Here is a 25,826-nt window from a genome sequence, read left to right on the forward strand (position 1 = left end):
AGAATCTTGCCCAAAATCCTTCGAACTTTAGGCCTATTCCGAAAAGGATTTCACCTATTCCCTCTGAATGGGTTGGAGACTCGCTCGGACCTTTAGAACAAGATTTAAGAATGCCATAGACTCTAGGAGGAATCCTCTCCCCGTCCGCTTCCCGAAATCTGTAGTAACATGGGACCGGCTATATAAGGAGGGAGGAGACCTATCTGTATCGCCTTGCTAAACCCGTAGCAACCTAGGGGACGCCTTGAGCGAACTCACCCCCTTGCAAATGATGGATATATTAGAGTATAAATCCCCCTCAGTCACCATTTTATCTATTACCTTTGTCGCCATATTTTTTACGTAATAAAGAGAAAAAATCAATGAGCAGTATTTCTAAACTCGTAAAGTCATTCGTCCTTTGTGCTTCCGCTTTTGCCTATGTATCGCTAGCGCAAGCTCAAGAGCCTTTTGTGGTTGTAGACGAAAATTTTGAAAGCGACTACAAGCCTGCTAACTGGCTATTTGTAGACAAGGATGGGGATAAATTGCAGTGGAATCTTGGGGAAATGTATTCCGAGGATGCCAAGGCACACAGCGGTAGCAAGATCCTCTTTTCCCTTTCGCAGAATCCTGAGACCAATGAATCCATCAAGCCTGATAACTGGGTGATTCTTCCCTCATTGGGGCTACGAGCCGAGGGGGAGCTCACCTTCTGGATTGCCGTGCGAGACATAGAGCACGGGGCGGAGCATTTTGGCGTGTTTGCTTCTACTACAAACAATAAAATAGAGAGTTTTACTCAGACGCTGTACCAAGAGACCATTGATGTAAAGGCCCAAACTCACCTGCGCAGCACCGCCTCTGAGTGGATGCAACGCACGGTGAAAATCCCCAAAGAGTGCCGTTATATCGCCTTTCGCCACTACGATTGCGAAGGACAATTCCTGCTGATGCTCGATGACGTAAAGGTAACGACCAAGGTACAGCCCATCCCCGAGTCTCGCCTCAAGGTGAATGGCGTGGAGATCGCTTCTACCCAAGACAATGCGGATGTATTAGGCGATGGAACCGTGCGTTACGAGGCGATCAATAAGACTCTGACCCTCAACAATGCAACTCTAGATAAGGGCGGTATTGAAGTTTCCAACGGCGAACTTTACATCCAACTTGAGGGGGAAAACTCGATTAATCTACAGGATGGCTCTGCCCTCTTTGTGGATAAGCGTTCTTCGCTCACCCTAGCCGGCGAAGGCGAACTCTCGCTGTCTACCTTTGGCAACGCGGCTATTGGGTTAGACGAAGAGGCAAAACTAACCATCCGTGGAGCTAAAGTATCTGCAGATGGGTCTGTTGCAGGTATTTTGGGTGCCTATGGCAATAGAGGCGAAAAGCTAGTGTTGGTAGGAGCCGACGTGTACGCTACGGGGCTCAGTGCCTCCATAGCTTCGTTGCAAGAGCTCTCTTTGCGTCAATGCAAGGTAACTCAGCCCTCCGATGCTCAGGTAACGCAAGGAAAACTTTCCGCCGATGACAATCTGGCTATGGGTATCTACGATGCAGAGGGATATGCTGTAACGTCGGCCCAAATCGAGCCCGAAATTGCTGAGGGAGGCTCCCATAAAGTAACCCTAAAAGTAGAGGGTGTAGGTACTCTTATTGCTAAAGGCTATACACAAGTGCAACTCGAAGCTGTGCTCAAGGGGGCTACCGTTCCACTCGATCTCAATTTTGATGCAAGTAAATATGAACTAGTATCGCTACAAGCTAATGGCAAGGATATTGCCACGGCTATGGAGGTGGAGATGGGGGATGACGACCTTGAGATCGTGGCTGTATTGCGTGCCGTACAATCGGCTATTGAGGTGCAAGGCGTGGCTCAAGGGCTTTCGCTCTACCCTAACCCTGCCCAAAACGAGGTGGCCGTAGTAGCTTCACAAGCCACTTATCCTCTCGCTATTTCGGTATTCGATATGGCCGGGGTGCTCCAGTTAGAGGGTGCTCTTAGAGAGGGAGAAAAGCTTGATACCTCTGTACTTGCGGATGGGGTTTACATCGTAAAATCTGCCAATGGCAATCTTGCTAAATTGGTGATCCGCCGATAATTGTTCCCACCCCTCTCTCTCCAGAGCAAAGGTATAAACGCTTGAGGAGGAAGAGGGGAGGGGACAAAAATAGAAGAGCTTAGGGAACAAAGTCGCTCCCTAGGCTCTTTTTTTGTCAAGAGAGGGCAAAAGTTATTGGCTATATCTCCCCAAATAGCAGGCCTAAAAGTTGCCAATATTCTGCCTAATTCTTTTGTGGATTTTGCCCAAAACGGAGAAAAATCTCGGGCAGAACTTTTTTGCTTTTTAGGCAGCAAATTTTCTCCTCTCAGGCAAGAAAGTCCTTCGTCTCCATGGCACGAAAAAATACCCTCTTTTATGTCCGTAGGGGGCTATTCGAATTTCGGACAAGGTCCTGAACTCGTAGGGTTTGGACTCTTGCTTTCGGCTTCTTTTGTAGAGAAGAGATTGTGGAGCGGTGGTGCTTTGGGTATTTGGCGGAATGGCAGTACCTTTGTAACCAAATAAGAGTGCGATTAATACAATAACGAATGTCACTACAATGCGGAATCGTTGGGCTGCCCAACGTCGGTAAGTCTACCCTTTTCAATTGTCTTTCTAATGCCAAGGCACAATCTGCCAACTTCCCATTCTGTACAATAGAACCGAATGTGGGCGTTATCACAGTGCCCGATGAGCGGCTCAACGCCCTCGCCGAGATCGATCATCCCAAGCGTTTGATCCCAGCCACGGTGGAGATTGTGGATATTGCCGGGCTCGTAAAAGGAGCAAGCAAAGGCGAAGGTCTGGGGAATAAGTTCTTAGGGAATATCCGAGAGACAGATGCTATCCTGCATGTGTTGCGTTGTTTTGACGACGATAATATTACCCACGTAGATGGCTCGGTAAACCCCCTAAGAGATAAGGAGATTATCGATACCGAGTTGCAGCTCAAGGATTTGGAGACGGTGGAGAGCCGTTTGGCCAAGCTTGAGAAGCAGGCAAAGACCGGTGGCGATAAGCAAGCAGCACTGGTGGTTTCGGTACTGCAAGCCTACAAAGAGGCACTAGAGAAGGGCTTAAATGCTCGCACTGTGCACTTCGAGAAGAAAGAGGAGCAAGAGGCGGCGCACGATCTCTTCCTCCTAACGGCAAAGCCCGTGCTCTACGTTTGTAATGTAGACGAAGCCTCGGCCGTGAATGGCAATGCCTATGTAGAGCAGGTGCGCGAGGCTGTTGCCAGTGAGGGTGCCGGTATTCTTATCGTGGCAGCCAAGATCGAAAGCGAGATCGCCGAGCTGGAGACCTACGAAGAAAGACAAATGTTTTTGGAAGAAATAGGCTTGGAAGAGAGCGGTGTGAATCGTCTTATCCGAGCTGCTTACGCCCTTCTGAACTTGGAGACCTACTTCACTTCCGGTGCCGACGAAACACGAGCTTGGACCTTCGTAAAGGGGAGCAAAGCTCCACAATGTGCCGGCATTATTCATACCGATTTTGAGAAAGGTTTTATCCGAGCCGAGGTGATTAAGTATGACGATTACATTGCCTTGGGTAGCGAAGCTGCCGTAAAAGAGGCCGGCAAGATGAGTGTGGAAGGAAAGGAATATGTGGTGCAAGATGGGGATATAATGCACTTCCGCTTCAATGTCTGAGGGGAGAGACGCTTATCACCAATTCGGTATCGCTCAGAGCGAAGCCGAGCAGCGAGCCTTGGATGGGCAGCTTTTTTCTGCCTCCCAAGACCCCTGGCTTCGGGATGCCTACTATCGGGCTCGGGCTCTGTGTCATAGGTATAATCAGTTACCCCTCATCCCCGAGAACGAAAGCGAGCACGCAGAGATTGCGCAAGAGCTTTTCGCCCACATTGGCAAGGGGAGCCGTCTCATCTCGCCTATTTTTGTGGATTATGGTATCCATGTCTCCATCGGAGAAGGTACATTTATTAATACCGACGTTGTCTTTTTAGACTCTGCTACCATCACGATTGGCAATAGGGTGCTTATTGCGCCCCGGGTGGGTTTTTACACTCCGCAGCACCCCATAGATCCGGAGGAGCGGGCCAAGGGTGGGGAATATGCTGCTCCCATCGTGGTAGAAGATGATGTGTGGATTGGGGCCGGTGCCTCCATCCTTTCGGGGGTGACGATCGGCAAGGGTAGCATAGTGGCTGCAGGTAGTGTGGTGGTGCATAGCGTTCCACCCCGTACGATCGTTGTAGGATGCCCTGCGCAGATTCTTCGGAGAATAGGGGAGGAGTAGTGCTATTTTACATTACCTTTGCAAGCGTTATACTTGTTCACAATACTATCTGATGGAAAAAGTCGCACCTACTGCTACCACTCCTCGGGTCTTACTCATATATACGGGTGGCACCATTGGAATGATCGAAGACCCCGCCACAGGGGCACTTCGCGCATTTAACTTTACATATCTGCAAGATCATATCCCTGAGTTACAGCGCTTAGGGTTCGAAATCTCCTCCATTCAATTCGATCCTCCCATTGACTCTGCTGCTATTACGGTGGACTTGTGGATTCGTTTGGCTCGTACTATTGGAGAGAATTACGATAAGTACGATGGCTTTGTGGTACTGCATGGTACTGACACTATGGCATATACGGCTTCGGCATTGAGTTTTATGCTCGGAGACCTTGCCAAGCCGGTCGTATTCACCGGAAGTCAATTGCCTGTAGGGCGGCTTCGTACCGATGGTAAGGAAAATTTAATAACAGCTTTACAAATCGCCGCAGAACGTCAGGCTAATGGGCGTGCTATGGTACCCGAAGTCTCTATTTTCTTTGACAAGTATCTCCTTAGAGCGAATCGAACGATCAAGTGTAGTGCCGATCAGTTTGAGGCATTTGCCAGTAATAATTATCCTCATCTGGCATATGCGGGTATTCATATCCGCTACAACGAGAAGCATATCTATCGAGCCCCCGAGGGCGAAAAGGATAAGCTAGAAGTAACTACCAATATCGACCCTCATGTATGTGTGCTCAAGATATTCCCCGGTATTACGCCGGAGGTAGTGCAGGCGGTGCTCTCCATCCCCACCTTGCGAGGCGTAGTGCTAGAGACCTATGGTAGCGGTAATGCCCCCACAGACGACTGGTTTATTGAGGCATTGGCTGATGCCGTAAGGCGAGGGATTGTAATCGTAAACGTTACGCAGTGTGAGTCCGGAAAGGTAGAAATGGGTCGCTACGATACGGGGATTCGCCTTGGGCAAGTAGGGGTTGTTTCGGGCTTTGATATGACCACAGAGAGTGCCATTACCAAGCTAATGTACCTCTTGGGTAAGGGACTTGCTCCTCAAGAGGTGGGGGAAGAAATGCAGATCTCGATCTGTGGCGAACTCACTCAAAACTAGGACTTCAGCCGGCCCTAAGGATTCTTGCGGATGGTGCAGTTTATGAGTCTTGCCAGTGGTAGCAGTGGCAACTGTTACTACCTCTCCTCGGGAGAGGGGGGCTTGCTCATAGATGCCGGTATCCCTACTCGCACCATTGCTCGGGCTTTGGACTTTCAGGGGATCCCTATAGAGGGGCATATCATGGGTGTTTTGGTCACCCACGAGCATGCTGATCACATAAAAGGCCTTAGTGCCTTGGCCCTGCAGTATCACCTCCCTGTTTATACAACGGGGCGCATTCAGCAGGCGATAGACTCCCTGCGTTACTATAAAAAGATGGAAGGCTTGCCTCGTCCCACTGTGGAGGTAGGCGAGGCTTTTTGTTTGGCCGGGTTTGAAATCGTGCCTTTTGAGGTGCCGCACGATAGTGTAGCCAATGTGGGTTATTACTTTCGTAGAGGCAATTTCTCTCTGACGTTGGCTACCGATGTGGGGCATATAACTCCGGAGGTGCATTACTATGCATCCCAGGCTCGCCACTTGATCCTGGAGGCCAACTACGACCCCGAGATGCTCTGGCGGGGGCGCTATCCACAATATCTCAAAGAGCGTGTAGCCGGCGGGAATGGGCACCTCAGCAACCTTGAGAGTGCCGAGTTTTTGTGCAACATTTACCATGCCGACTTGGAGCGCGTTTGGTTGTGCCACTTGAGCCGAGAGAATAACCATCCCGAGCTTTGTCGCAAGACTTTTGAAGAAGTGTTGTTCCGCCGTGGAATCATCCCTCCTTCCCATTTCGTTTTGGAGCCACTTAAGCGCTCTACCCCGAGTGCTCTATACACTCTTGCCGATTAAGGAAAAAAGGGGCTTCTCTTTCATCCTTTTCTTCTCTCTTTTGAGAGATTTTTCACATCTCTATGTGCTGGGTTTGATGGCGCAATGGTGTCTATTTGGTGTTTTATTTGTGCTTTTTGTGTCCCGGCGTTTTCTTTCTCCTCTTCGAGTGCGCTTTGTGGTTGTTGAGGCTCCTCTTAGTGCGTTGTCGAAAAACGATTCGGATTGATTTTTCTCCTATTTCTGAGTTGCTTTGTGTGGATAATATGCCTATCTTTGTCGGCAGAAACTTCATTATTATTTTGTTTGCTATGAAGACAAATGAGATTCTCGCCCAATTGGAGGCTAAGCACCCGGGCGAAAAAGAATTCCTCCAAGCTGTTAAAGAGGTTCTCCTCTCTATCGAGGATGTGTACAATCAACATCCCGAATTCGAAAAGTATGGCATCATCGAACGTATCGTTGAGCCAGACCGTATTTTCACGTTCCGTGTGCCCTGGACAGACGACGCTGGTAAGGTACATGTAAACATCGGTTACCGCGTACAATTCAATAACGCAATTGGCCCGTACAAGGGTGGTCTCCGTTTCCATCACACCGTGAACCTCTCTATCTTGAAGTTCCTCGGTTTTGAGCAGACATTCAAAAACGCTCTTACTACACTTCCTATGGGTGGTGGTAAGGGAGGTTCTGACTTCTCTCCCAAGGGGCGTACCGACGCTGAAATCATGCGTTTCTGCCAAAGCTTCATGACCGAATTGTGGCGCAACATTGGCCCCGATACCGACATCCCCGCTGGTGACATCGGTGTAGGTGGTCGCGAAGTTGGTTACATGTTTGGTATGTATAAGAAACTCGCTCGTGAGCACACAGGTACGATGACCGGTAAGGGCTTCGAATTCGGTGGTTCACGTCTTCGCCCTGAGTCTACAGGTTATGGTGCTGTTTACTTTGTACAAAACATGTGTAAGGAAAACGGTATCGACTATAAGGGCAAGACACTTGCTATCTCTGGGTTCGGTAACGTATCTTGGGGTGTAGCTCGTAAGGCTACTGAGCTTGGTATCAAGGTTGTTACTATCTCTGGTCCTGACGGTTATGTTTACGACCCCGATGGTATCAATACGGAAGAAAAGTTCCAATGCATGCTCGACCTTCGTGCTAGCGGTAACGACGTTGTTGCCGACTACGTAAAGAAGTTCCCCAATGCACAGTTCTTCGCTGGTAAGAAGCCTTGGGTTCAAAAGGTAGACTTCGCAATGCCTTGCGCTACACAAAACGAAATGAACGAAGAAGATGCAAAGACACTTGTTGCTAACGGCGTAACGCTCGTTGCTGAAACTTCTAACATGGGTTGTACCGCAGAAGCTAGCGAATACTATGTAGAAAAGAAGGTAATCTTCGCTCCCGGTAAGGCTGTAAATGCCGGTGGTGTATCTTGCTCTGGTCTCGAAATGACTCAGAACGCAGCTCACCTCTCTTGGAGCAACGAGGAAGTTGATAAGTGGCTCCACCAGATCATGCAAGACATCCACACACAATGTGTTGAGTATGGTCGCGAAGGTAACTATATCAACTACGTTAAGGGCGCAAACATTGCCGGCTTCATGAAGGTGGCTAAGGCAATGGTTGGTCAGGGCGTTTGCTAATAAGTAGACCTGCCTACCTACTATTTGCACCGGAAGAGACTAGTCGCTCTTAACGTGCAGATGTAAAAGAATAGCTTCCCTCTCGTCTCCTCTTATTCTCTCTCAGAGAGAGAGTACGTATAAGAGGCAGATGAGGGGGAGTTCTTTTTATTATAGATTGTTTTTCCCTTCGTTTCTCCCTATGACTGAACTAGACCCCTATCAGATTATTGCTCATTATTACTGCCCCGGAACGACGGCTCATCGTATTTTGGTGGAGCATAGCGAATGCGTTGCCCGCCTAGCTCTGGCGTTGGCAGATCGTTATTCGGATGCAAGCATTGATCGGGAGCTGCTCTATCAGGCGGCAATGTTGCATGATATCGGCATTATTTATACCGATGCAACGTCTATCTCTTGCTATGGGAGAGAGCCTTACATCCGCCATGGTTATTTGGGAGCGTGTCTATTGAGAAGGGATTGGGGGTTAGAAGCGCATGCCCGAGTGTGTGAGCGTCATACGGGCTCCGGAGTAAGCGAAGAGGAGCGTATTGCCCTCCGTTTGCCTTTGCCTGCCGGGCGAAGTTACCTCCCCGAGACCCTAGAGGAGAAGTTGGTTTGCTATGCAGATTGCTTTTACTCAAAGACGCACCTAGATCGCCAGAAGAGCTACGAGGAGGTGCGTACGAAGATGGAGTCTTTTTGGCAAAAAAGAGCACCCCGACTTGTGGCCGGGGCTATTGCACGCCTTGAGGCTATGCATCAAATGTTTGGAGATCCTGCCTAAGTGTTATCGGGGCAGGCGAGCATACCACTTGAGTAATGCTACTATGGTACGATGTTTTAGGCTTTGGGTGGGAGAGGCGCCAAGGTCCTCTTTGATTTTATCTACTAAGAGGTAGTCGTAGTCCATAGGCAAATTTCCTTTCTTATAGGGCTTCTAATCTGTATTCCAAGTCCTCTCTCCAGGCTTTTTAGGGGGGAGGATCTTTTAGTCCTAAAACGAGTTGTACCATCTATTTATTGTCTCCTCTTTTTGCTTCGCAGTCTAGAGAGTTGGGGGATCCGGAAATAAAAAAATAGGCTCTTGAGGGGCAAAAGTATGTGCGGATAGAAAAATCTTCGTATTTTTGTCGGGCAAGCAACAGAGTATCGCAATTAGTAATACGATTATAGTATGGAAGTAAAGAAATCGCCAAAGGCAAACTTGGAGAAAGGGAAGAGCCTTTCTTTCTTGATGGGTTTGGTATTGGCCCTCTCTGTAGTGTTCGTCGCTCTTGAGTGGCACTCTCTAGATGCTATGGGCGATGATGGTACCGATAAGGTCAATATTGCCGACATGGAGGATGTAATGTTCATCCCAGACCAACAGCAGGAGCCTGAGACTCCGCCCGAAGAAACTCCGGTAGAAACCGTAGAGGTTGCCCTGCCGGAAGAGTTTAAGGTTGTGGATAATAGCAAGGAGGTAGCTAAGATTGCCCTCGTATCCGTGGACGAAAAGAAGCCCCTCCCTCCCGCACCCGTTATTACGCAAGCTCCCCCTCAGGAAGTGGAGCAGGAAGAGCAAATCTTCGAATTCGTAGAAAGCAATCCTGTACCTCCCGGTGGTAGCCAAGAAGCTCTCCTCAAGTGGATTGCTCGCACCCTTCAATATCCAGAAATTGCTGCAGAAAACAACATACAGGGTAAGGTGATTGTCCAATTTGTTGTAGAGAAAGATGGTTCTATCTCGAAGGCTGTTGTGGTACGTGGGGTAGACGCATCTCTTGATAAGGAAGCCCTCCGCGTTATCAACAAAATGGATAAGTGGCAACCCGGTAAGCAGGGGGGTAAGCCCGTACGTGTGAAGTATACGCTTCCTATCCAGTTCAAGCTCCAGTAATTTGAGTGTAGAGGGGGAATAGGATAACTTGTTGCCAATTGTTGTGGCACAGCGAAGTTCCTTCTCTTAGAAATTTAGTCACATAGTTGTCCCCCGCAAGTTTCCCGTGATCGGGGAGTTTGCAGGGGACTTTTTTTGTTCCACCCCAATTATGACCACAATTCAAGACAATCTCAACTATATAGAGTCCGAGCTACAGGCTTTGGTCGCGCACTGCCGCACACAAATCTCCGAGCCTCTCTACGCCCCCATGGCATATGCTTTTGAGGGAGGAGGTAAGCGATTGCGCCCCCTTCTGGTGCTGATGGTGGCAGATATGTATGGCAAAGATCGTACGGATTTTATCAAGGCAGCGTTGGCGCTTGAGATCTATCATAACTTCACGCTCTTGCACGATGATGTGATGGATCACTCAGAGATGCGTCGCAACCGCCCCTCTGTGCCTGCACAGTTTGGTATTGCTCAAGCTATCCTAACGGGGGATGCCATGCTCTCTCTTGCCTACAAACTCATCCAAGAGTATCCTCTCGCTCTTCAGCCCTCGATTATGGGAGTCTTCAATCGCATGTCGCAGGATATAATGGTGGGGCAGCAGATGGATATGGACTTTGAGACGCGTTCGGATGTAACACTTGCGGAGTATGAGCGAATGATTCGCAAGAAAACAGCCGTATTACTCTCGGCGGCTCTAGAGATTGGGGCGTATATTGCCGATACAGGTATGCGTGATCGTTCCTATTTGATTCGCGCTGGGATCAATGCAGGTATGGCGTTCCAATTAAGAGACGATTACCTCGATGTATATGGAGATGAAGCGACATTTGGCAAGCCGATAGGAGGAGACATTGCTGAGAATAAGCAGACTTGGCTACTGATAAAGGCGCAAGAAATCGCTCGTGAGAGGGGCGAGTGGGAGCAACTGAAGGCAGCTCTTGCCATCCCCAAAGAGCAGCGAGAGGAAAAATACCGTGCTGTGCGGGCTTTCTACGACGCGTATGGGATCCCCGAACTTATCCGAAAGGAGATCCAGGAGCAGTCCGATTGGGCTTTGGATCTCTTGTCAAGAATGAGTAATTCTTATCCGGAGGCTTCGCAGCGTTTGGTTGATCTTATTCAGAAGATGGCGATGCGCGACCTATGATTGATTCGCACACTCATATCTTTGAGCCGGAGTTTGACGAAGATCGTCGGGAGGTGCTGGAGCGTGCCTGCGGCGCAGGTGTGGAGCATCTTATTCTCCCTAATATTGATGTAGAGTCCCTGCCTCGTCTCCTCAAAACCCACGAGGATTTTCCCCACAACACCTCTATTGCCATTGGCTTGCACCCTACCTCCGTAGGGGAGGACTTCCCCTCTCAGTTGGAGGTGATACACGAGGCTGTACGCAACTATCGCTCAAAGGTGGTGGCCATTGGGGAGGTGGGGCTCGATTTCTATTGGGATCGAACCTTCGTTCGGGAGCAGGAAGATGCGCTTCGTATCCAGGTGGAGTGGGCCATCGAAGAGGATCTCCCTCTTATCTTGCACACACGGAGTGCCCACCGAGAGATGTTGGATTTATTGTCCGCCTACTGTGGAGAAGCTCGTCTCCGAGGGGTCTTCCATAGTTTTACGGGGAGTGAGGAGGAGTTGGAGGAGCTGATCGCTTTCTCTCCCTCCTTTATGATCGGAATCAATGGCGTAGTCACCTTCAAGAAGTCCACACTGCGAGAGTATATCGCTCGCATCCCACTTGATCGGCTCCTTTTGGAGACCGATGCTCCCTATCTCGCTCCGGTACCTCATCGGGGTAAACGCAACGAGCCCTCTTTCTTGCCGGAGACCCTTGCAGAAGTGGCACGTGCCTTTGGATTATTTCCTGCCCAGTTAGAGGAGGCAATTTCAGCTAATTCTCGCCAACTTTTTGCCCTAGAAAATTTCTAAAATCAGCCAATTCTCCTTTTTTTATTGGCGAGTTTTCCGGAGAGAGGTCATAAGTCGTTCTCTCTTAGAGGCTTTCTTGATTGTGGAAAACCCACCATGCAAAAGATCATTTTATCCACTTGAAATAGTTACTTTTGCCTTTGCAAGGTTTAAGATAAAAGTGTGTCTCTTCTTGATTCTTAGCAAGTTGGCCATTATTGGTTGCGCTAGGACTCGGACCTTGTCAAGAGGATGGTGAGAAGTCTCGCCAGAGAGAAAGGGAGGAGAGCTCCTTGCATTAAAATCGCCCGGTATAGGATGTGCAAGCAATCAGCACAAGGGATATTAGAAATAAGAAAACTAAACTCGAAGCGTTATGGAACAGGAAGAACTCTACATATTAAAGCGTGACGGTAGTCGTCAGTTGTTTGAAGCCGAAAAGATTCGCTCTGCGATTTACAAAGCTTATCGGGCAGGTGGGGTTCGTCCCGATCCTTCGAGTATAGATGTGATTGTAGCGCGTATAGGGAGCGTAGCACGTGCTCATAAGGAGGGTGCTCTTGCCGTAGAGGATATACAAGATATGGTAGAGCAGGCTCTTATGGCTGCCGACCCCTTTATCGCCAAGAAGTATATTATCTATCGAGAGTGGCGCACCGTGGAGCGTGATAAGCGTACTCGTCTGAAGCACACCATGGATGGTATTGTTAAGATTGAGAAGAACGATACCAACCTGAGCAATGCCAATATGAGTGCATATACCCCTTCCGGGCAGATGATGACGTTTGCCTCCGAGGTAACCAAAGACTATGCGCGCAAATATCTTGTTTCTAATATTTACTCTCGTGCCCATGAAGTAGGCGATATCCATATTCACGACCTCGACTATTATCCTACCAAGACAACCACTTGCGTACAGTACGACCTTGAGGATCTCTACGAGCGAGGTTTCTTTACCAAGAACGGGAGTGTACGTACTCCACAGAGTATCCAGAGCTACGCCACGTTGGCTACGATTGTCTTCCAAACTAATCAAAATGAGCAACATGGAGGGCAGGCCATTCCGGCTTTCGACTTCTTTATGGCTCCGGGTGTGCGCAAAACTTTCGTTAAGCGCCTAGTGGCTACATTTGCGCTCTCCATCCGTCTCAAGTCGGGCGATGAGAGTACCGTGGTAGATGAGAAGGCGATTGCCGATCGCATCCGTGAGATCCATCCGCGTCTTTGTGACGATAAGTCTGAGGCAGAGCGCCTCTATGAGGGTCTGAAAGACCTGATGCCGGGGGTGGATCTTCCCTTTGTAGAGGTGACCCTTGGAGAGTCGTATCGACAGACCCGCAAGGATACACATCAAGCTATGGAGGGCTTTATCCATAACCTAAATACCATGCACTCTCGTGGGGGTAATCAGGTGGTTTTCAGTTCGATTAACTATGGTACTGATACGAGCGATGAGGGGCGTATGGTCATTCGAGAGTTGCTCCAAGCCACGATGGAAGGGCTCGGGCATGGCGAAGTGCCCATCTTCCCGATCCAGATCTTTAAGGTGAAAGATGGTATAAACTACTCGGAAGAGGATTTTGAGAAGGCAAGTGCCGATTTCGATGCTGCTCTTGCCGGTAAAATTCCCTTTTCCACACCCAACTTCGACCTCCTCTTAGAGAGCTGCTATACCACGGCAAAAGCCCTTTTCCCCAACTTCGTTTTCCTCGATACAGCCTTCAATAAAAATGATCTTTGGAAGGCGGACGACCCCAAACGCTACCTCTACGAGCTTGCAACTATGGGCTGCCGTACCCGTGTGTTTGAGAACGTGCGCGGCGAGAAAAGCTCCGTAGGCCGAGGCAATCTCTCGTTCACCTCGATCAATATGCCCCGCCTTGCCATCGAAGCACGTCGCGAAGCCGAAGAGCGCTATCCGGATGGAGATAAGAAGACGGTGCGCAGAGAGGCTCGCCGCCGCTTCCTCGATCGGGTGCGCGACATGTCCGAATTGGTAGCCGAACAGCTCTATGAGCGTTACTCTTACCAGCGTACCGCCTTGGCACGTCAGTTCCCCTTCATGATGGGTAATGATGTGTGGAAGGGTGGCAAAAAACTCGAAAGCAACGATGAAGTAGGCGACGTAATTGCAACCGGCACCTTGGGTATCGGCTTTATCGGTGGGCACAATGCCATGGTGGCTATCTATGGCGAGGGGCATGCTCACAATCAAGAGGCATGGCAAACTCTGTATGATGCTATAGAAGTGATGAACGATGTCGTTAGAGAGTACAAGCGTAAGTATGAGCTTAACTACTCCGTACTGGCAACACCCGCTGAGGGTTTGTCCGGGCGATTTACCCGCCTCGACCGTAAACGCTATGGCATTATTCCGGGTGTGAATGACCTTGATTACTACGTTAATTCATTCCATGTGGATGTGCGCGAAGAGGTGACCATTGCCGAGAAGATTCACCTCGAAGCTCCTTTCCACGCCATCACCGGTGGTGGGCATATTACCTATGTGGAGTTGGATGGAGAGGCTAAGAAGAATCCTGCCGTTCTCCTAAAGATCGTCAAGCTAATGCACGATGAGGGTATTGGCTACGGCTCTATCAATCACCCCGTGGATACGTGTCGCCGCTGCGGATATAAGGGGGTGATTTTTGATAAGTGCCCCGTTTGTAGTAGCGATCAAATCGCTCGTCTCCGCCGTATTACAGGCTACTTGACCGGTAGTCTGGAGTGCTGGAATAGTGCCAAGCAAGCTGAGGAACATGACCGCGTGAAGCATTGCTAAGAATAAGGCTACCTTACTTTAATTGACCATCGCGCTACCTTCGCTCTAGCCTTCCATCCCATAGAGGGATCTGCTACGGGCCAAGGTGGCGCACTTCATATGCAGCCTTCAAGCTTACAAGATAGGGATGTTGCACTTGTTAAATAGATACAAGGAAACGATTACCGACGGCCCTGGTCTACGCTATGCCATCTACTTGGCAGGATGTGGCCACCATTGCCCTGGGTGTCACAATCCCGAGAGTCATAACCCTTTGGGGGGTATTGAGTTGAGTGAGGAGGTGCTGCGAGGAATTATTGATGAGATCAATGCAAATCCCCTTCTAGATGGTATAACCCTCTCGGGAGGAGACCCTTTCTTTTACCCAGAAGAACTACTTAAGTTGGTACAACGCCTCTCCCAAGAGTGCTCCTTACCTATACTTTGCTACACGGGATATACCTATGAAGAGTTGCTTGCCGACGAAAGGAGAGCGCCCATTCTAAAGTATCTTACCACCTTGATAGATGGGAGGTTCGTTCGAGAGCTGCGGGATCCCTCTCTTCCCTTCAGGGGGAGTAGTAATCAGCGGATTATAGATCTTCGTAGCCGTTAGATACCTATTAATTGTCAGAAAGGAGCTATCTTTGTGCGCAGAATAAGAGACGGAAGATAAAAAGTAGAGAGAATATAGGCTCCCCCTTGGGTGAGCAGTGATATAATACAATACTCAAACCACTCTAAGTTTAAACTAATTCAATCATGAAGGAATCCAAAGATGTAAGACGTCTTGAGGAAGTTGTGATCCGCTTCTCAGGTGACTCTGGGGATGGTATGCAGCTTACCGGGACCATCTTTTCGGACCTCTCGGCTGTCTATGGCAACTCGATTGCTACATTTCCCGACTATCCAGCCGAAATCAGAGCGCCCCAAGGTACGCTTGGGGGTGTGTCGGGCTTCCAAGTTCACATTGGTACCAATCCGGTATACACCCCGGGTGACTTTGCCGATGTACTCGTTGCAATGAATCCTGCGGCCCTTAAGGTAAATCTAGGGCATATTCGCAAGGATTCTCTTATCATTATTGATACAGATTCATTCGGCGAAAAGGACCTTGAGAAGGCTGAATTCAAGACTATGGATCCTATCAAGGAGCTTGGTCTTAATCCTGATCGTGTGGTGGCTGCCTCTATCTCGTCTATGGTGAAAGAGTCTCTCAAAGAGCTTCAGCTAGACAATAAGAGCGCTCTCCGCTGTAAGAACATGTTTGCGCTCGGGCTGGTTTGCTGGCTATTCGACCGCACTCTTGAGCACGCTGTAGACTATATCAATAAGAAGTTTGCTAAGAAAGAACTCATCCGTCAGGCCAATATCAAGGCTCTCAACGATGGGTACAACTATGGTGCAAACACACACGCATCTGCAGGTACTCCCTTCCATATTGAAGGGCAAAAGCAAGAACCGGGTCTCTATATGGATATGAGTGGGAACAAGGCTACGGCTTACGGTCTTATGGCTGCTGCCGAACGCTCCGGTCTCCAACTCTTCCTCGGTAGCTACCCTATTACTCCTGCTACTGACATCCTTCATGAGCTTTCTAAGCACAAGGCTCTCGGTGTAGTAACCGTACAGGCAGAAGACGAAATTGCCGGTATCTGTACTTCTATCGGGGCTTCTTTTGGTGGTAGTCTTGCTGTTACCACAACATCCGGTCCCGGTCTTGCTCTCAAGAGTGAGGCTTTGGGTCTTGCTGTAATGGCTGAGCTTCCTCTCGTTGTTGTAGACGTTCAGCGTGGTGGTCCCTCTACCGGTTTGCCTACCAAGAGCGAGCAAACCGACCTCTTGCAGGCTCTCTACGGCCGCAACGGGGAGTCTCCTCTTGTAGTGGTTTCGGCTACTTCGTCTGGGGATTGCTTCAATCAGGCTTACTGGGCATCGAAGATTGCTCTTGAGCACATGACCCCCGTAGTGCTTCTTACCGACGCATATGTGGCCAACGGTTCACAAGCTTGGCGCATCCCCGAATACGAAAAGTTCCCCGAGATCAAGCCTAATTACATTGCTAATTACAAGAGCGATGAGCCTTGGAAACCCTATCGTCGCGATCTCGAAACGTTGGTTCGCTATTGGGCTGTACCTGGTCAAGAAGGCTATCAACACCGTTTGGGTGGTCTCGAAAAGGACAATAAGACAGGTGCCATCAGCACCAATCCTGACAACCACCAACTCATGGTGAACAACCGTCAGGCTAAGATCGATAATATTGCCAAGGTAATTCCTCCTCTCGAAGTAGAGGGAGATGTAGATGACGCAGACCTCCTAATCGTAGGTTGGGGTGGTACTTACGGTCACCTACACGAGGCTATGGATAAGATGCGCAAGGAAGGCAAGAAGGTAGCTCATGCTCACTTTACCTTCATTAGCCCGCTACCTATCAATACAACAGAAGTACTCCTCAAGTACAAGAAGGTAGTGATAGCAGAGCAAAATAGCGGACAGCTTGCCATGTATCTGAGAGGCAAGATTGCAGACTTTACTCCTTTGCAGCTCAATCGTATTAAGGGGCAACCTTTCAACGTAGGTCGCTTGGTAGAAGAATTTTCTAAAATGATGGAGGCATAAGAGATGGCACAAGATCAGAATACTCCAGTTATGTATACTGCACAAGATTTTAAGAGCGATCAGTACGTTCGTTGGTGCCCTGGTTGTGGAGACCATGGTGTCGTTCTTGCCCTCCAAAAGGCAATGGCTGAGCTTGGTATTGCTCCGCACCAAACGGCTGTGATCTCGGGGATTGGTTGTTCTTCTCGTCTCCCCTACTATATGAATACATATGGGTTCCACACTATTCATGGTCGTGGTGCTGCGATTGCTACAGGTCTCAAGACTGCTCGTCCCGACCTTAGCGTTTGGCTCGCATCAGGCGATGGCGATAGCTTGGCTATCGGGGGTAACCACTTTATTCATGCAATACGTCGTAATATCGACCTTAATGTTGTACTCTTCAACAACCGCATCTATGGTTTGACTAAGGGGCAATACTCTCCTACGTCTCCCCGTGGTTTCGTTTCTAAGAGCTCACCTTATGGCACGGTAGAAGATCCCTTCGTTCCCGCTGAATTGGTAATGGGGGCTCGTGGTCGCTTCTTCGCTCGTAGTTTGGACGTAGACCAAAAGACTTTGGTAGACTGCCTCAAGGCTTCTGCTCGTCACAAGGGCGCTGCTGTTACAGAAGTGCTTGTGAACTGTGTGATCTTCAACGATGGTGCGCACAAATACCTCTCTTCTAGGGAAGTGCGTGCAGAAAAGACAATCATACTTGAGCACGGCAAAAAGATGATCTTTGGACAGAATCTTGATAAGGGTCTTGTACTCGATGGATTCAAACTCAAGGTTGTAAAGATCGGCGAAGGTGGTTACTCTATCAACGATATCCTAACCCACGATGCTCATGAGCAAGACTCAACTCTTCATACCATGTTGGCTATGATGGATGGAGAGAACTTGCCTATGGCTATGGGGGTAATCCGCGATGTAGAGGCTCCTACTTACGACGAAGCTGTACACGCTCAGATTGCAGAAGTGCAAGCTAAGAACCCAACTCGCAAGCTTCGCGAGCTCTTCTTGCAACAAGATATTTGGGAGGTAAAGTAAGGACCCTTACTTTCTCCCGGCATCCTTAGCGGGTGTTGGCCTAGAATAAACACTCTGTTTCTTCCCCGAGGGGAGGAGGCAGGGTGTTTTTGATTATGGGGCTAAGGGGAGGGGCCGATTGCCGAGAGAGCCTTCTTTTCGAGCACAAGGAGGCAAGGGATAAGGTGCCTTATCCCGCTCTGCCATTCCTGATGAGAGAGGCGAAAACGTCTCTTTATTCAAAGAAAAAGGGGGTTAGGGGTGGTTCTGGAAGATGGAGAAATTGACCGCGCTATACCTCTTGTGTTTTACAAAGAAGGGCATTTTGGAAAAGTCGTAGGTCTCGGGGTGCTCCAGGATAAAGAGCCCCTCTGGCGCTAGCAGCCCCGAAGAGAAAACGAGTTGAGGTAGCTTTACAAGGCCTTCGAGGGCGTAGGGGGGGTCTGCAAAGATGAGATCGTAGGGCATGGTGTCTGAGCCCGTTTGAGGGGTAAGCCATTTGAAAACGTTGCCCACGTGCACAGCGGCTTCGTCTTCGGCTTGCAGCGTCTTAATTACTGACTGGATAAACGCAACTTGCTTGGGTTGTTTCTCCACCATGTCTACCCATTCGGCTCCCCGAGATGCAAACTCGAGTCCGATGCTCCCGGTGCCTGCAAAGAGGTCGAGTATGCGTGTCCCTTCGTAGGAAAACATGGATGTGATTGTGCTGAATAGGGCCTCTTTGGCGAGGTCGGTCGTAGGGCGAAGTTTGAATCCTTTGGGGACGTCAAAGCGTCTATGCCCATATTTCCCACTAATGATACGCATAGGATAAGTATAGATAGAACTCGCCTCTAATCAAGAGATAGGGGAGAGCATTGGATGCTTTGGAGGGAGAACCCGAGGGTGGAGAGGTGGGAGGATAGTGCATCGCCAAGCTCTTGTGCCATCTCTAGGGAGGTGGAGTGGAAGAGGTGAAGGGCATCGTCGGCCGCCTTTTCTCTCCCGATCTGTTGCCATACGGCCCCTAGGTAGTAGAGGATCTCTCCGGCAATGCTAGAGGGGCTTCCGGTGGCAATGAGTGCAAATCTATTGGCAAATTTGATGCTCCCCCGCTCGAATACGAGAATATTGAGCGTAAGGGGCGAGGCCAAGAGGTAGATAAGTCGCCCGTTTTCCGTGCTACGGCTTGCTGTGAGTCCTTCGCGGAGGGTGGGTACAACGTAGGGGAGGATTTCGGCGTAAGGGTAGGTGCGGCGTAGGAACGTAAAGGTAGAACGCTCCCAAGCGGCTAGTAGCGTTGGAGCCTCTGTGCCCAGATGATAAGAGGCTGTGTAGCCAACTTCGTGGTGAAGGACGGGTACAGCGATGGACAGCCAAGCCTCTTCGTCTTCGCGCACGGGGATGCCCGGGGGCACCAACACAAAGGCGGAGGCATCAAAAGCTATCTGTATGTGATGATAGGGGAGGGGGAGAAAGCTATAGGCGTAGATGAGGTCGCTCAAGCGATCTGTATAGCTAATACCCGCGTCTGTAGGAACAAAAAAAACTCTATCACTGCCCAATACCTTTGTGGGATCTTGAGCGAGTGATAGAGTATAAGTTATACCGTCTGGGTGAAGACGTAGGGAGAGGTTATAACGTTCGGCAGTGGTCTCGTCTAGTAGAGGCAACCCTTCTATCGTAGATGGAGCCATGCTTCGTTTCTCTCTCCTTCTAACTTAGAGTCTCGTTGTCCCTCTCTAGGAAGAATGCTGAATTCCCCGGGGAGAGCGTAGAGAATCTCTTATTCCCAGTTACCTGTAGTCTTAACTTCTTTGAGAGATCCGATGCGCAAACCAGGGTAGCCGGTGCCGTTGTTACGAGCCTTTGCATCGGAGATCTTTGTAGCAAGAATGTGCTTATCCATGCCGGCGAGGTACACTTCCATGGGCACTTGGGCTTGGAATACAGAAACGTTGATCGTATCGTTGCCCACTTCTTGTTGTATGGTTGCGGTCTCGATTTCGATGCGTTGGTTGGGGAACCCGGGCACCATGATGAGCTCAAGGGGGTCTTCTCCGTTCTTGAGGAGAGAGTCGCGTGCACTCATGTAGGTAGTGTCGCGCTTGATGAGCCCTTGCGCTGCGGCTTGCTTTTCTGTAATACCCTTTTCGCGCATTTCGTCGGTATAGTCCCCTTCTGCGTTGATGTAGAAGATCTTACCATTGGTGAGGAACTCTACCAATTCGTCGGCTGTGGCAAACTTGCCATAGTTCTCTTTGTAGGCAACCTCGTAAGTTGCGATCTCTTTGAGGCGCTTCTCAATTACAGCTTCTCTCTGAGCCTGTTCCTTTTTGAAGTTTTCGGGAGTTACGATACTCATCACGCAAAGGTAGCCCATTACAATTACTGCTAGGGCAATCAGTACAATCCTTACAATCTTCATCCTGTATAGTTGTTTATTATTATTCGTCTCTGTAGCTTTCTATCCCTCGATGTGCTAAGGATAGGATACATTCGCTCTGCAAATATACAACTACCCTGCAAATTGCAACGCTTTTTGGAGTAGAAAAGTGTTTTTTATCCCATTTTTTTTCAAGAGAATCTAGAAGAGGGGCGAAAAAAGTCGCATTACCGATTCGCAGAATCTCCGCCAGCGTTTACGATTGCGCCAACGCTGGGGGACTACCGCTTCGCTGTTGTTGAGGTCTTGAGCAAAGATCTCCTCGAGTTGTTGGGTAATGCCTGCTTCGTAGATGATGCTTGCACATTCGAAGTTGTGTTCGAAGCTTCTAAAGTCCATATTGGCAGAGCCTACAAGCGCCACCTCTCCGTCTATGGTGAGGAATTTGGAGTGCAGAAATCCGGTCTTGTAGAAGTAAACGTGCACCCCCGCCTCCATGAGTCCATCGAGGTAGGAGAGTGAGGCGAGATGAGAGGCAACTACATCCCCTTTGCGAGGAATGAGTAGATTGACCTCCACGCCACCCAGGGCGGCCATGGCGAGAGCCTCGTTTAGCGTTTGGGTGGGGAGGAAATAGGGTGTTTCGATGCAGATGCGGCGTGTTGCCCTTAGGATGAGATAATTGATCGCTTGCTCGATGCTGCGCCAGGCCCCTATGGGTGATCCCAAGAAAAATTGCATAGGGATAAAGGGAGCGTCGCCCGAAGAGAGTTTTTTGGGAAAGTAGTCTCTAAGGTGTACTACCCGCCGTGTGATGAGGAACCAATCGACGAGGAAGGCGGTCTGAAGCTCCGCAACGATCCCGCCCGTCAGGCGGAAATGGGTATCTCTCCAGGGGCCCATCTCGTTGCCGTAGTAGTAGCGGTCGGCTATATTCATCCCTCCCATGTAGCCTATTTCTCCGTCTATTATGGCAAGCTTGCGGTGATTGCGATAGTTCACACGCGAGGAGAGGTAGGGGATTACCACCTTCATAAAGGGGTAGACTTGCACACCGGCTTTTCGCATTCGCTTCCAAAAGGAGCGGCGAGAAGTCCAAGAGCCTACGTCGTCGTAGAGGATGCGTACAATAACGCCTTCGCGAACCTTCTGTATCAATAGGTCGGCAAGTTGATTGCCGAGTCGGTCGCTCTCGATGGCGTAGTACTGAAGGTGGATGTGCTGTTTGGCGGCCCGAATGTCGGCAAAGAGGGCTTCAAACTTGTCGTGCCCTGTGGTGAATATTTTGATCTCTTGCGCTGCAAGTACGGGGCTGTCCCCCAGGCGCTCGCAGAGTCGCTCCACGGGGCGATATTGAGGCTCGCGCACAATCGGTTTGCTTACGATGGCGTAGTCTTCGAAGCTGTAGGGGACGCTTGATAGCCTCCGGTAGACTTTACGATGAATTGTGTGGGTGTGACGGAGGTCTTGTCCGAAGAAATAGTAGAGCACGATGCCCACGGCGGGCATCAAGAGTACCACCATCACCCACGATATAGCCTTTATCGGATTTCTGTTTTCACTGATTACCACAAGGGCAATGCCCAACGCAACTACCAGATAGATAGCTGAGAATATGATACTGGTAACTTCGTTCCACATAGCTTGAGGCTTACTTGCGTTAGGAATGGATGGGCCAATTTTAGAGCATACTACTCGCTGTCAAGGTCGAAGTCGTCGGAGAAAAAGTCTTCGTCACCCACGAAAAAGTTGTCGTTCAGCCCCTGCCACTCATCGAGGGAGCGTCGGTCTTTTTTGGTAGGTCGCCCTTCCCCTTTGGCTCTATCAATGAATCCTGAGATGCGTTGCAGCTCAAGCACTTCGAGTTCTTCTCGTGGCGTTACGTTGAGGATGTAGTCGGGTACGAGCTTGGCGCCCATGCGGTTGCGTGCCGTTTGTAGTACCTTAAAGCTATAGGTCACGGGGGCTTTGCGCACGCCAATGACATCGCCGGTCACCACGAGCCGTGAGGGCTTTACGCTCTGTGAGTTGATGGTGACACGACCTTTCTTGCAGGCGTCGCTAGCCAAAGAGCGGCTCTTGAAGATGCGTACTGCCCACAAAAAACTATCAATTCGTACTTCTCCGGCCATTTCTTCTCCGGGGCCTAGTAGTTAGGTAGAGGGGTGGGGGAGTCGGGTTTCGGCTCCTCGGGGGGAGGGAGTAGGGACTTTTTGTTATGCCAATTCATGGCTCTGTCTATGCCCGAGAGGCAAAAATCACGCACGATGGCCACGGTCTCTTTGGTGAGAAGGGGCATGTGTTGCTCCTCTTCCGGCGTGAAATGCCCGAGTACAAACTCTATCTGGCGCCCTCTTGAGAAGCTACTGCCCAAACCAAAACGCAACCGAGCATACTCTGTCGTGCCGAGTAGCTGCGCAATGTTTTTAAGTCCATTGTGGCCTGCATCGCTGCCTTTCGACTTAAGTCTGAGGGTGCCAAAATCGAGAGCAAGGTCATCTACTAAGATGAGGAGTTGCTCCGTGGGGAGATTCTCTTTTTGGAGCCAATAGCGTACGGCCTCCCCGCTCAGGTTCATGTAAGTGGAGGGTTTGAGCAAAACGAGTTCTGCACTTTTGATGCGCCCTCGTGCAATGGCTCCATAGCGTTGCTCGGTAAAGGTCGCACCGATCTCTTCCGCTATTGCATTTGCCATGCGGAAGCCAATATTGTGCCGTGTTCCCCAATACTCTTCGCCTATATTGCCTAGTCCTACTATAAGATATTTCATATTCTTGGGCCCAAAGTTAGCCATTCCCCTTGAATTATCCTCTCTCTCTTTGGTAAAGAAAAAGGGACTGTAAAGTAGCCCAATCGGCTCAGTTGCCGATCGGGGGAGAGTTTGTAAGAGTCGCCCTCTCCCCGGGGGGTAAAAATAAAAATCCCCCACCTCTCATTGATATAGAGAGGTGAGGGGTTGGTTGTCGAAACTTTTTTTGGGGGAATGTCCCCGCCAAAAGGTCCGTTGCTTTCTAGCTCAATTACTTCTTGGCAGCAGCACCACGAGCAGCACGAGTGAGGCGAACAGCACACACAACGGCGTTCTTTGCGTTCATGATCTCAAGCCCTTCGAAGCTGAGAGCACCCACCTGCATAGACTTGCCAAGTTCGAGGTTTTCTACATTGATGTGAAGTCTCTCGGGGATCTGATCGTAGATGGCTTTAACGCGAAGTTTGCGCATTTCGAGCACGAGTTTACCCCCGGCGCGTACCCCGGCAGCGTGGCCTTCGAGTACAACAGGTACTTCCATTTCGATAGCCTTGTCTTTGTTAACTTCGAGGAAGTCGATGTGGAGGATTTCGTCTGTTACGGGGTGGAACTGAATATCCTTGAGTACAGCCTTGCAAGTCTTACCAGCTACAGAGAGATCGATGTCGAAGATCTCTGGAGTGTAGATAAGGTTGCGTACAGCTTCCTGTGTTACGGTGAGGTGATGAGTTGCTTCTCCACCATAGATTACTGCGGGGATGATGCCCTGCTTGCGGAGGCTCTTAGTAGCCTTCTTGCCAAGACCTTCGCGGAGGTCGGCGTTGAGTTGGAATGTCTTCATTCTCTTCTTCTTTTTTTTGTGTTACTCAAAATTAGTTGCTCAAAATAGAGCTGTCCCTAATTTCCCATCACACCCATGAGACCAACGGAGCTCTGAGGGGTGGCTTTTCTTGCCTTGGGCACCCGATGTGGGGAGTCTAGGGCTGAAGTGCTTGCCTCTCTGTCCGTATGTTGTCTCTAGCGGTCCTGCGATAGAATACCAAAAACAGGATGGTGAGTATGCGACCACTTAACTACAAAAAAAGCCACTGCCCTCCCTTGGTTATTAGGAAAGATAGAGGCTTCCTCTTCGTTGTGGCCAGAGATGCCTTGTTTTCAAATTCAAGACCATGCCACCATTCTCTCTATGCGTGGGCCCAATAGGATTCGAACCTATGACCCTCTGTTTGTAAGACAGATGCTCTAAACCAGCTGAGCTATGAGCCCTCTTTTCTTTTTTTTGTCGGTATTACTCTTGCGAGTTTTAGTGGCACTCTCTAATGCCACTGCTGCTAACAGCGATGCAAAGGTAATACTTTTCTCGAAATCTGCAATACCCTCACTTATTTTTCTCCGTAAGGGTGTTCTCTTGTTCTCTCCTTGTGAAACGGAAGAAAAACCTTGCCCTGCACTTTTCTCGGAATAGGGTAGAATAAAAAAGTTTCGTGGGCAGGAGCAAAAATTTTTTAGGCCTACAACTCTAGAATTCTTGGGCAGAAAGGAAACGAAACCCAGGCTACTCCCTTTTGCAAATAGAGTGCTAGGGTTGGGCGTAGGTGCTAAGTCGTTGGAAATAAGATGGATTTTAGGAGTGTCTTATAGGAGCCCTTAATCCGGGGGGGGGGCGTCCCTGCGGAGGAGAAGGTCTATTGTGGAGGAGGCGAGGTTGCTATCGAGTGTCTCTTTTATGAGGGGACTCTCTTCTGTGCAGCATAAGCAAAAAAAAGACACCCTTAGAGACCTAAGGGTGTCCAATCCTATGCCAGACTATTTTGCTGTTTGTATTCAGATAGCCTTTGCTTATTTGGCTTCAAGAGTTCGCTTTACAAGCTCGGCTACTTTACCCATATCCTTAGTGGGTTCGATGCGTGCAATGACGTTGCCATTGCGGTCTATCAAGAATTTGGTGAAATTCCATTTTATATCGCTCTTCGAACGCCAGTCGGGATCGGCTTTATCAAACATGCTCTCAAGTCTCGGACTCAAGCTGTTTTCTTTGTCGAAGCCCTCAAACCCCTTTTGGCTCTTAAGCCAAGTGTAGAGAGGGAGTTCGCTTTCGCCGTTCACATCGCTCTTTTTGAATTGTGGAAATTCGGTGCCGAAGGTTATACGACAGAATGTGGCAATCTCCTCGTCGGAGCCTGGCGCCTGATTCCCAAATTGGTTGCAAGGGATGTCGATAATCTCGAACCCCTCGGCTCTCATATTGCGGTACATCTCCTCAAGCGCCTCGTATTGTGGGGTAAAACCACATCCGGTAGCCGTGTTGACAACGAGCAATACCTTGCCCTTGTATTTCGCAAGACTGACCTCGTTGCCTTGGGCATCGGTGAGGCTGAAGTCATAGATCGTTGTCATTTTTCTTTCTTTCGTTTCCTTGTTGGGGCAGGTCTGGGTTGTCTGAGCATAAATAGGCATAGCCAGACAAGCCGTGAGGAGCATTAAAAACAGAGTTTTCATTCGATTCGTCTTTGTTTTATTAGTTTGTGAATCTGTCTTCTTAGAGTCTCTATCTCTTTGTTGGTTAAGGAGGTTTTCTTGGATATAAAGGTAGTAATAAAGTTGTGTATAATCGCTTTTGGGCAATTTGTTTTGCAAAGTTACTACAAAAAAGTGAAATGCGGAAAGATATAGTGATAGAATTGAGT

22 protein-coding genes, 1 tRNA gene and 1 pseudogene are annotated in these 25,826 nt (G+C 49.4%); 14 read left to right on the forward strand and 10 right to left on the reverse strand.

The features are described from left to right. The first annotated feature begins 362 nt into the window (after positions 1 to 362). The 7 genes from Q0090_RS00005 to Q0090_RS00035 all read left to right on the forward strand — a co-directional run bounded on the left by Q0090_RS00005 (position 363) and on the right by Q0090_RS00035 (position 8,631). The gene (locus tag Q0090_RS00005) at positions 363 to 2,084 is read left to right on the forward strand and encodes a choice-of-anchor J domain-containing protein (protein ID WP_297946082.1); all 1,722 of its coding nucleotides are present in this window, start codon (positions 363 to 365) and stop codon (positions 2,082 to 2,084) included. Between the two features lie 491 nt (positions 2,085 to 2,575). Beyond that, positions 2,576 to 3,679: a redox-regulated ATPase YchF gene (gene ychF / locus Q0090_RS00010; RefSeq protein WP_297946085.1), complete on the forward strand. Its 1,104-nt coding sequence runs from the start codon at positions 2,576 to 2,578 to the stop codon at positions 3,677 to 3,679. Further along, the gene (locus Q0090_RS00015) at positions 3,672 to 4,286 is read left to right on the forward strand and encodes a sugar O-acetyltransferase (protein ID WP_297946088.1); all 615 of its coding nucleotides are present in this window, start codon (positions 3,672 to 3,674) and stop codon (positions 4,284 to 4,286) included. Before ychF ends, Q0090_RS00015 begins: the two co-directional genes overlap by 8 nt. Before the next feature lie 52 nt (positions 4,287 to 4,338). Further along, positions 4,339 to 5,400, forward strand: a complete 1,062-nt coding sequence (locus Q0090_RS00020) for a type I asparaginase (protein ID WP_297946090.1) — start codon at positions 4,339 to 4,341, stop codon at positions 5,398 to 5,400. A gap of 30 nt (positions 5,401 to 5,430) precedes the next feature. Beyond that, on the forward strand, positions 5,431 to 6,237 hold the full coding sequence (locus tag Q0090_RS00025) for an MBL fold metallo-hydrolase (protein WP_297946093.1): 807 nt from the start codon (positions 5,431 to 5,433) through the stop codon (positions 6,235 to 6,237). Positions 6,238 to 6,527: 290 nt separating this feature from the next. After that, entirely contained in the window at positions 6,528 to 7,865 is a 1,338-nt protein-coding gene (gene gdhA, locus Q0090_RS00030; RefSeq protein ID WP_297946096.1) for an NADP-specific glutamate dehydrogenase, read from the forward strand. Positions 7,866 to 8,046: 181 nt separating this feature from the next. Further along, positions 8,047 to 8,631 carry an HD domain-containing protein gene (locus tag Q0090_RS00035; RefSeq protein WP_297946099.1) on the forward strand — a complete coding sequence of 195 codons (585 nt, stop codon included), beginning with the start codon at positions 8,047 to 8,049 and terminating at the stop codon, positions 8,629 to 8,631. A 3-nt stretch (positions 8,632 to 8,634) separates the two neighbouring features. Here the strand turns inward: Q0090_RS00035 and Q0090_RS00040 are convergent, their stop codons facing one another. After that, positions 8,635 to 8,757, reverse strand: coding sequence for a hypothetical protein (locus Q0090_RS00040; protein WP_004332523.1), 123 nt, complete (start codon positions 8,755 to 8,757; stop codon positions 8,635 to 8,637). 264 nt (positions 8,758 to 9,021) lie between these two features. Between Q0090_RS00040 and Q0090_RS00045 the strand changes: the two genes are divergently transcribed. The 7 genes from Q0090_RS00045 to Q0090_RS00075 all read left to right on the forward strand — a co-directional run bounded on the left by Q0090_RS00045 (position 9,022) and on the right by Q0090_RS00075 (position 18,043). Continuing rightward, positions 9,022 to 9,726: an energy transducer TonB gene (locus tag Q0090_RS00045; protein WP_297946106.1), complete on the forward strand. Its 705-nt coding sequence runs from the start codon at positions 9,022 to 9,024 to the stop codon at positions 9,724 to 9,726. A gap of 151 nt (positions 9,727 to 9,877) precedes the next feature. Further along, positions 9,878 to 10,867, forward strand: a complete 990-nt coding sequence (locus Q0090_RS00050) for a polyprenyl synthetase family protein (RefSeq protein WP_297946109.1) — start codon at positions 9,878 to 9,880, stop codon at positions 10,865 to 10,867. Beyond that, complete coding sequence (locus tag Q0090_RS00055; RefSeq protein WP_297946112.1) at positions 10,864 to 11,649, forward strand: TatD family hydrolase; 786 nt, start codon at positions 10,864 to 10,866, stop codon at positions 11,647 to 11,649. Before Q0090_RS00050 ends, Q0090_RS00055 begins: the two co-directional genes overlap by 4 nt. 355 nt (positions 11,650 to 12,004) lie before the next feature. Then, on the forward strand, positions 12,005 to 14,410 hold the full coding sequence (locus tag Q0090_RS00060; RefSeq protein ID WP_297946115.1) for an anaerobic ribonucleoside triphosphate reductase: 2,406 nt from the start codon (positions 12,005 to 12,007) through the stop codon (positions 14,408 to 14,410). 130 nt (positions 14,411 to 14,540) lie between these two features. Beyond that, the gene (nrdG, locus tag Q0090_RS00065) at positions 14,541 to 15,005 is read left to right on the forward strand and encodes an anaerobic ribonucleoside-triphosphate reductase activating protein (RefSeq protein WP_297946142.1); all 465 of its coding nucleotides are present in this window, start codon (positions 14,541 to 14,543) and stop codon (positions 15,003 to 15,005) included. A gap of 146 nt (positions 15,006 to 15,151) precedes the next feature. Beyond that, complete coding sequence (locus Q0090_RS00070; RefSeq protein ID WP_297946118.1) at positions 15,152 to 17,011, forward strand: 2-oxoacid:acceptor oxidoreductase subunit alpha; 1,860 nt, start codon at positions 15,152 to 15,154, stop codon at positions 17,009 to 17,011. 30 nt (positions 17,012 to 17,041) lie between these two features. Further along, positions 17,042 to 18,043 carry a 2-oxoacid:ferredoxin oxidoreductase subunit beta gene (locus tag Q0090_RS00075; RefSeq protein WP_297946121.1) on the forward strand — a complete coding sequence of 334 codons (1,002 nt, stop codon included), beginning with the start codon at positions 17,042 to 17,044 and terminating at the stop codon, positions 18,041 to 18,043. Positions 18,044 to 18,277: 234 nt separating this feature from the next. Here Q0090_RS00075 and rsmD read toward each other — a convergent pair whose 3' ends face one another. The 9 genes and pseudogenes from rsmD to Q0090_RS00120 form a co-directional block, all read right to left on the reverse strand. Continuing rightward, complete coding sequence (gene rsmD, locus Q0090_RS00080) at positions 18,278 to 18,832, reverse strand: 16S rRNA (guanine(966)-N(2))-methyltransferase RsmD (protein WP_297946125.1); 555 nt, start codon at positions 18,830 to 18,832, stop codon at positions 18,278 to 18,280. 26 nt (positions 18,833 to 18,858) lie between these two features. Beyond that, positions 18,859 to 19,701 (reverse strand): DUF3822 family protein, encoded by an 843-nt coding sequence (locus Q0090_RS00085; RefSeq protein ID WP_297946127.1) that lies wholly within the window; start codon positions 19,699 to 19,701, stop codon positions 18,859 to 18,861. An 89-nt stretch (positions 19,702 to 19,790) separates the two neighbouring features. Beyond that, positions 19,791 to 20,432 carry a hypothetical protein gene (locus tag Q0090_RS00090; protein ID WP_297946130.1) on the reverse strand — a complete coding sequence of 214 codons (642 nt, stop codon included), beginning with the start codon at positions 20,430 to 20,432 and terminating at the stop codon, positions 19,791 to 19,793. A 159-nt stretch (positions 20,433 to 20,591) separates the two neighbouring features. Next, on the reverse strand, positions 20,592 to 22,031 hold the full coding sequence (gene cls / locus Q0090_RS00095) for a cardiolipin synthase (RefSeq protein ID WP_297946133.1): 1,440 nt from the start codon (positions 22,029 to 22,031) through the stop codon (positions 20,592 to 20,594). 50 nt (positions 22,032 to 22,081) lie between these two features. Next, positions 22,082 to 22,522, reverse strand: coding sequence for an RNA-binding S4 domain-containing protein (locus tag Q0090_RS00100; RefSeq protein WP_297946136.1), 441 nt, complete (start codon positions 22,520 to 22,522; stop codon positions 22,082 to 22,084). A gap of 83 nt (positions 22,523 to 22,605) precedes the next feature. Beyond that, a pseudogene (gene pth / locus Q0090_RS00105) lies at positions 22,606 to 23,160 on the reverse strand (aminoacyl-tRNA hydrolase); the annotation flags it as partial. Positions 23,161 to 23,410: 250 nt separating this feature from the next. Beyond that, positions 23,411 to 23,980, reverse strand: a complete 570-nt coding sequence (locus tag Q0090_RS00110) for a 50S ribosomal protein L25/general stress protein Ctc (RefSeq protein WP_297946139.1) — start codon at positions 23,978 to 23,980, stop codon at positions 23,411 to 23,413. A gap of 350 nt (positions 23,981 to 24,330) precedes the next feature. After that, positions 24,331 to 24,405: transfer RNA gene (locus tag Q0090_RS00115), tRNA-Val, on the reverse strand. Between the two features lie 573 nt (positions 24,406 to 24,978). Next, complete coding sequence (locus Q0090_RS00120; protein WP_297946145.1) at positions 24,979 to 25,536, reverse strand: glutathione peroxidase; 558 nt, start codon at positions 25,534 to 25,536, stop codon at positions 24,979 to 24,981. Between the last annotated feature and the right edge of the window lie 290 nt (positions 25,537 to 25,826).

The sequence above is a fragment of the uncultured Porphyromonas sp. genome, from assembly GCF_938023125.1.
Lineage (GTDB): Bacteria > Bacteroidota > Bacteroidia > Bacteroidales > Porphyromonadaceae > Porphyromonas.

Excerpts from the sequence above, each read along its gene's own strand:
- Q0090_RS00005 (WP_297946082.1), top strand. The coding sequence starts at position 363 with ATGAGCAGTATTTCTAAACTCGTAAAGTCATTCGTCCTTTGTGCTTCC.
- ychF (WP_297946085.1), top strand. The coding sequence starts at position 2,576 with ATGTCACTACAATGCGGAATCGTTGGGCTGCCCAACGTCGGTAAGTCT.
- Q0090_RS00015 (WP_297946088.1), top strand. The coding sequence starts at position 3,672 with ATGTCTGAGGGGAGAGACGCTTATCACCAATTCGGTATCGCTCAGAGC.
- Q0090_RS00020 (WP_297946090.1), top strand. The coding sequence starts at position 4,339 with ATGGAAAAAGTCGCACCTACTGCTACCACTCCTCGGGTCTTACTCATA.
- Q0090_RS00025 (WP_297946093.1), top strand. The coding sequence starts at position 5,431 with ATGGTGCAGTTTATGAGTCTTGCCAGTGGTAGCAGTGGCAACTGTTAC.
- gdhA (WP_297946096.1), top strand. The coding sequence starts at position 6,528 with ATGAAGACAAATGAGATTCTCGCCCAATTGGAGGCTAAGCACCCGGGC.
- Q0090_RS00035 (WP_297946099.1), top strand. The coding sequence starts at position 8,047 with ATGACTGAACTAGACCCCTATCAGATTATTGCTCATTATTACTGCCCC.
- Q0090_RS00040 (WP_004332523.1), bottom strand. The coding sequence starts at position 8,757 with ATGGACTACGACTACCTCTTAGTAGATAAAATCAAAGAGGACCTTGGC.
- Q0090_RS00045 (WP_297946106.1), top strand. The coding sequence starts at position 9,022 with ATGGAAGTAAAGAAATCGCCAAAGGCAAACTTGGAGAAAGGGAAGAGC.
- Q0090_RS00050 (WP_297946109.1), top strand. The coding sequence starts at position 9,878 with ATGACCACAATTCAAGACAATCTCAACTATATAGAGTCCGAGCTACAG.
- Q0090_RS00055 (WP_297946112.1), top strand. The coding sequence starts at position 10,864 with ATGATTGATTCGCACACTCATATCTTTGAGCCGGAGTTTGACGAAGAT.
- Q0090_RS00060 (WP_297946115.1), top strand. The coding sequence starts at position 12,005 with ATGGAACAGGAAGAACTCTACATATTAAAGCGTGACGGTAGTCGTCAG.
- Q0090_RS00070 (WP_297946118.1), top strand. The coding sequence starts at position 15,152 with ATGAAGGAATCCAAAGATGTAAGACGTCTTGAGGAAGTTGTGATCCGC.
- Q0090_RS00075 (WP_297946121.1), top strand. The coding sequence starts at position 17,042 with ATGTATACTGCACAAGATTTTAAGAGCGATCAGTACGTTCGTTGGTGC.
- rsmD (WP_297946125.1), bottom strand. The coding sequence starts at position 18,832 with ATGCGTATCATTAGTGGGAAATATGGGCATAGACGCTTTGACGTCCCC.
- Q0090_RS00085 (WP_297946127.1), bottom strand. The coding sequence starts at position 19,701 with ATGGCTCCATCTACGATAGAAGGGTTGCCTCTACTAGACGAGACCACT.
- Q0090_RS00090 (WP_297946130.1), bottom strand. The coding sequence starts at position 20,432 with ATGAAGATTGTAAGGATTGTACTGATTGCCCTAGCAGTAATTGTAATG.
- cls (WP_297946133.1), bottom strand. The coding sequence starts at position 22,031 with ATGTGGAACGAAGTTACCAGTATCATATTCTCAGCTATCTATCTGGTA.
- Q0090_RS00100 (WP_297946136.1), bottom strand. The coding sequence starts at position 22,522 with ATGGCCGGAGAAGTACGAATTGATAGTTTTTTGTGGGCAGTACGCATC.
- Q0090_RS00110 (WP_297946139.1), bottom strand. The coding sequence starts at position 23,980 with ATGAAGACATTCCAACTCAACGCCGACCTCCGCGAAGGTCTTGGCAAG.
- Q0090_RS00120 (WP_297946145.1), bottom strand. The coding sequence starts at position 25,536 with ATGACAACGATCTATGACTTCAGCCTCACCGATGCCCAAGGCAACGAG.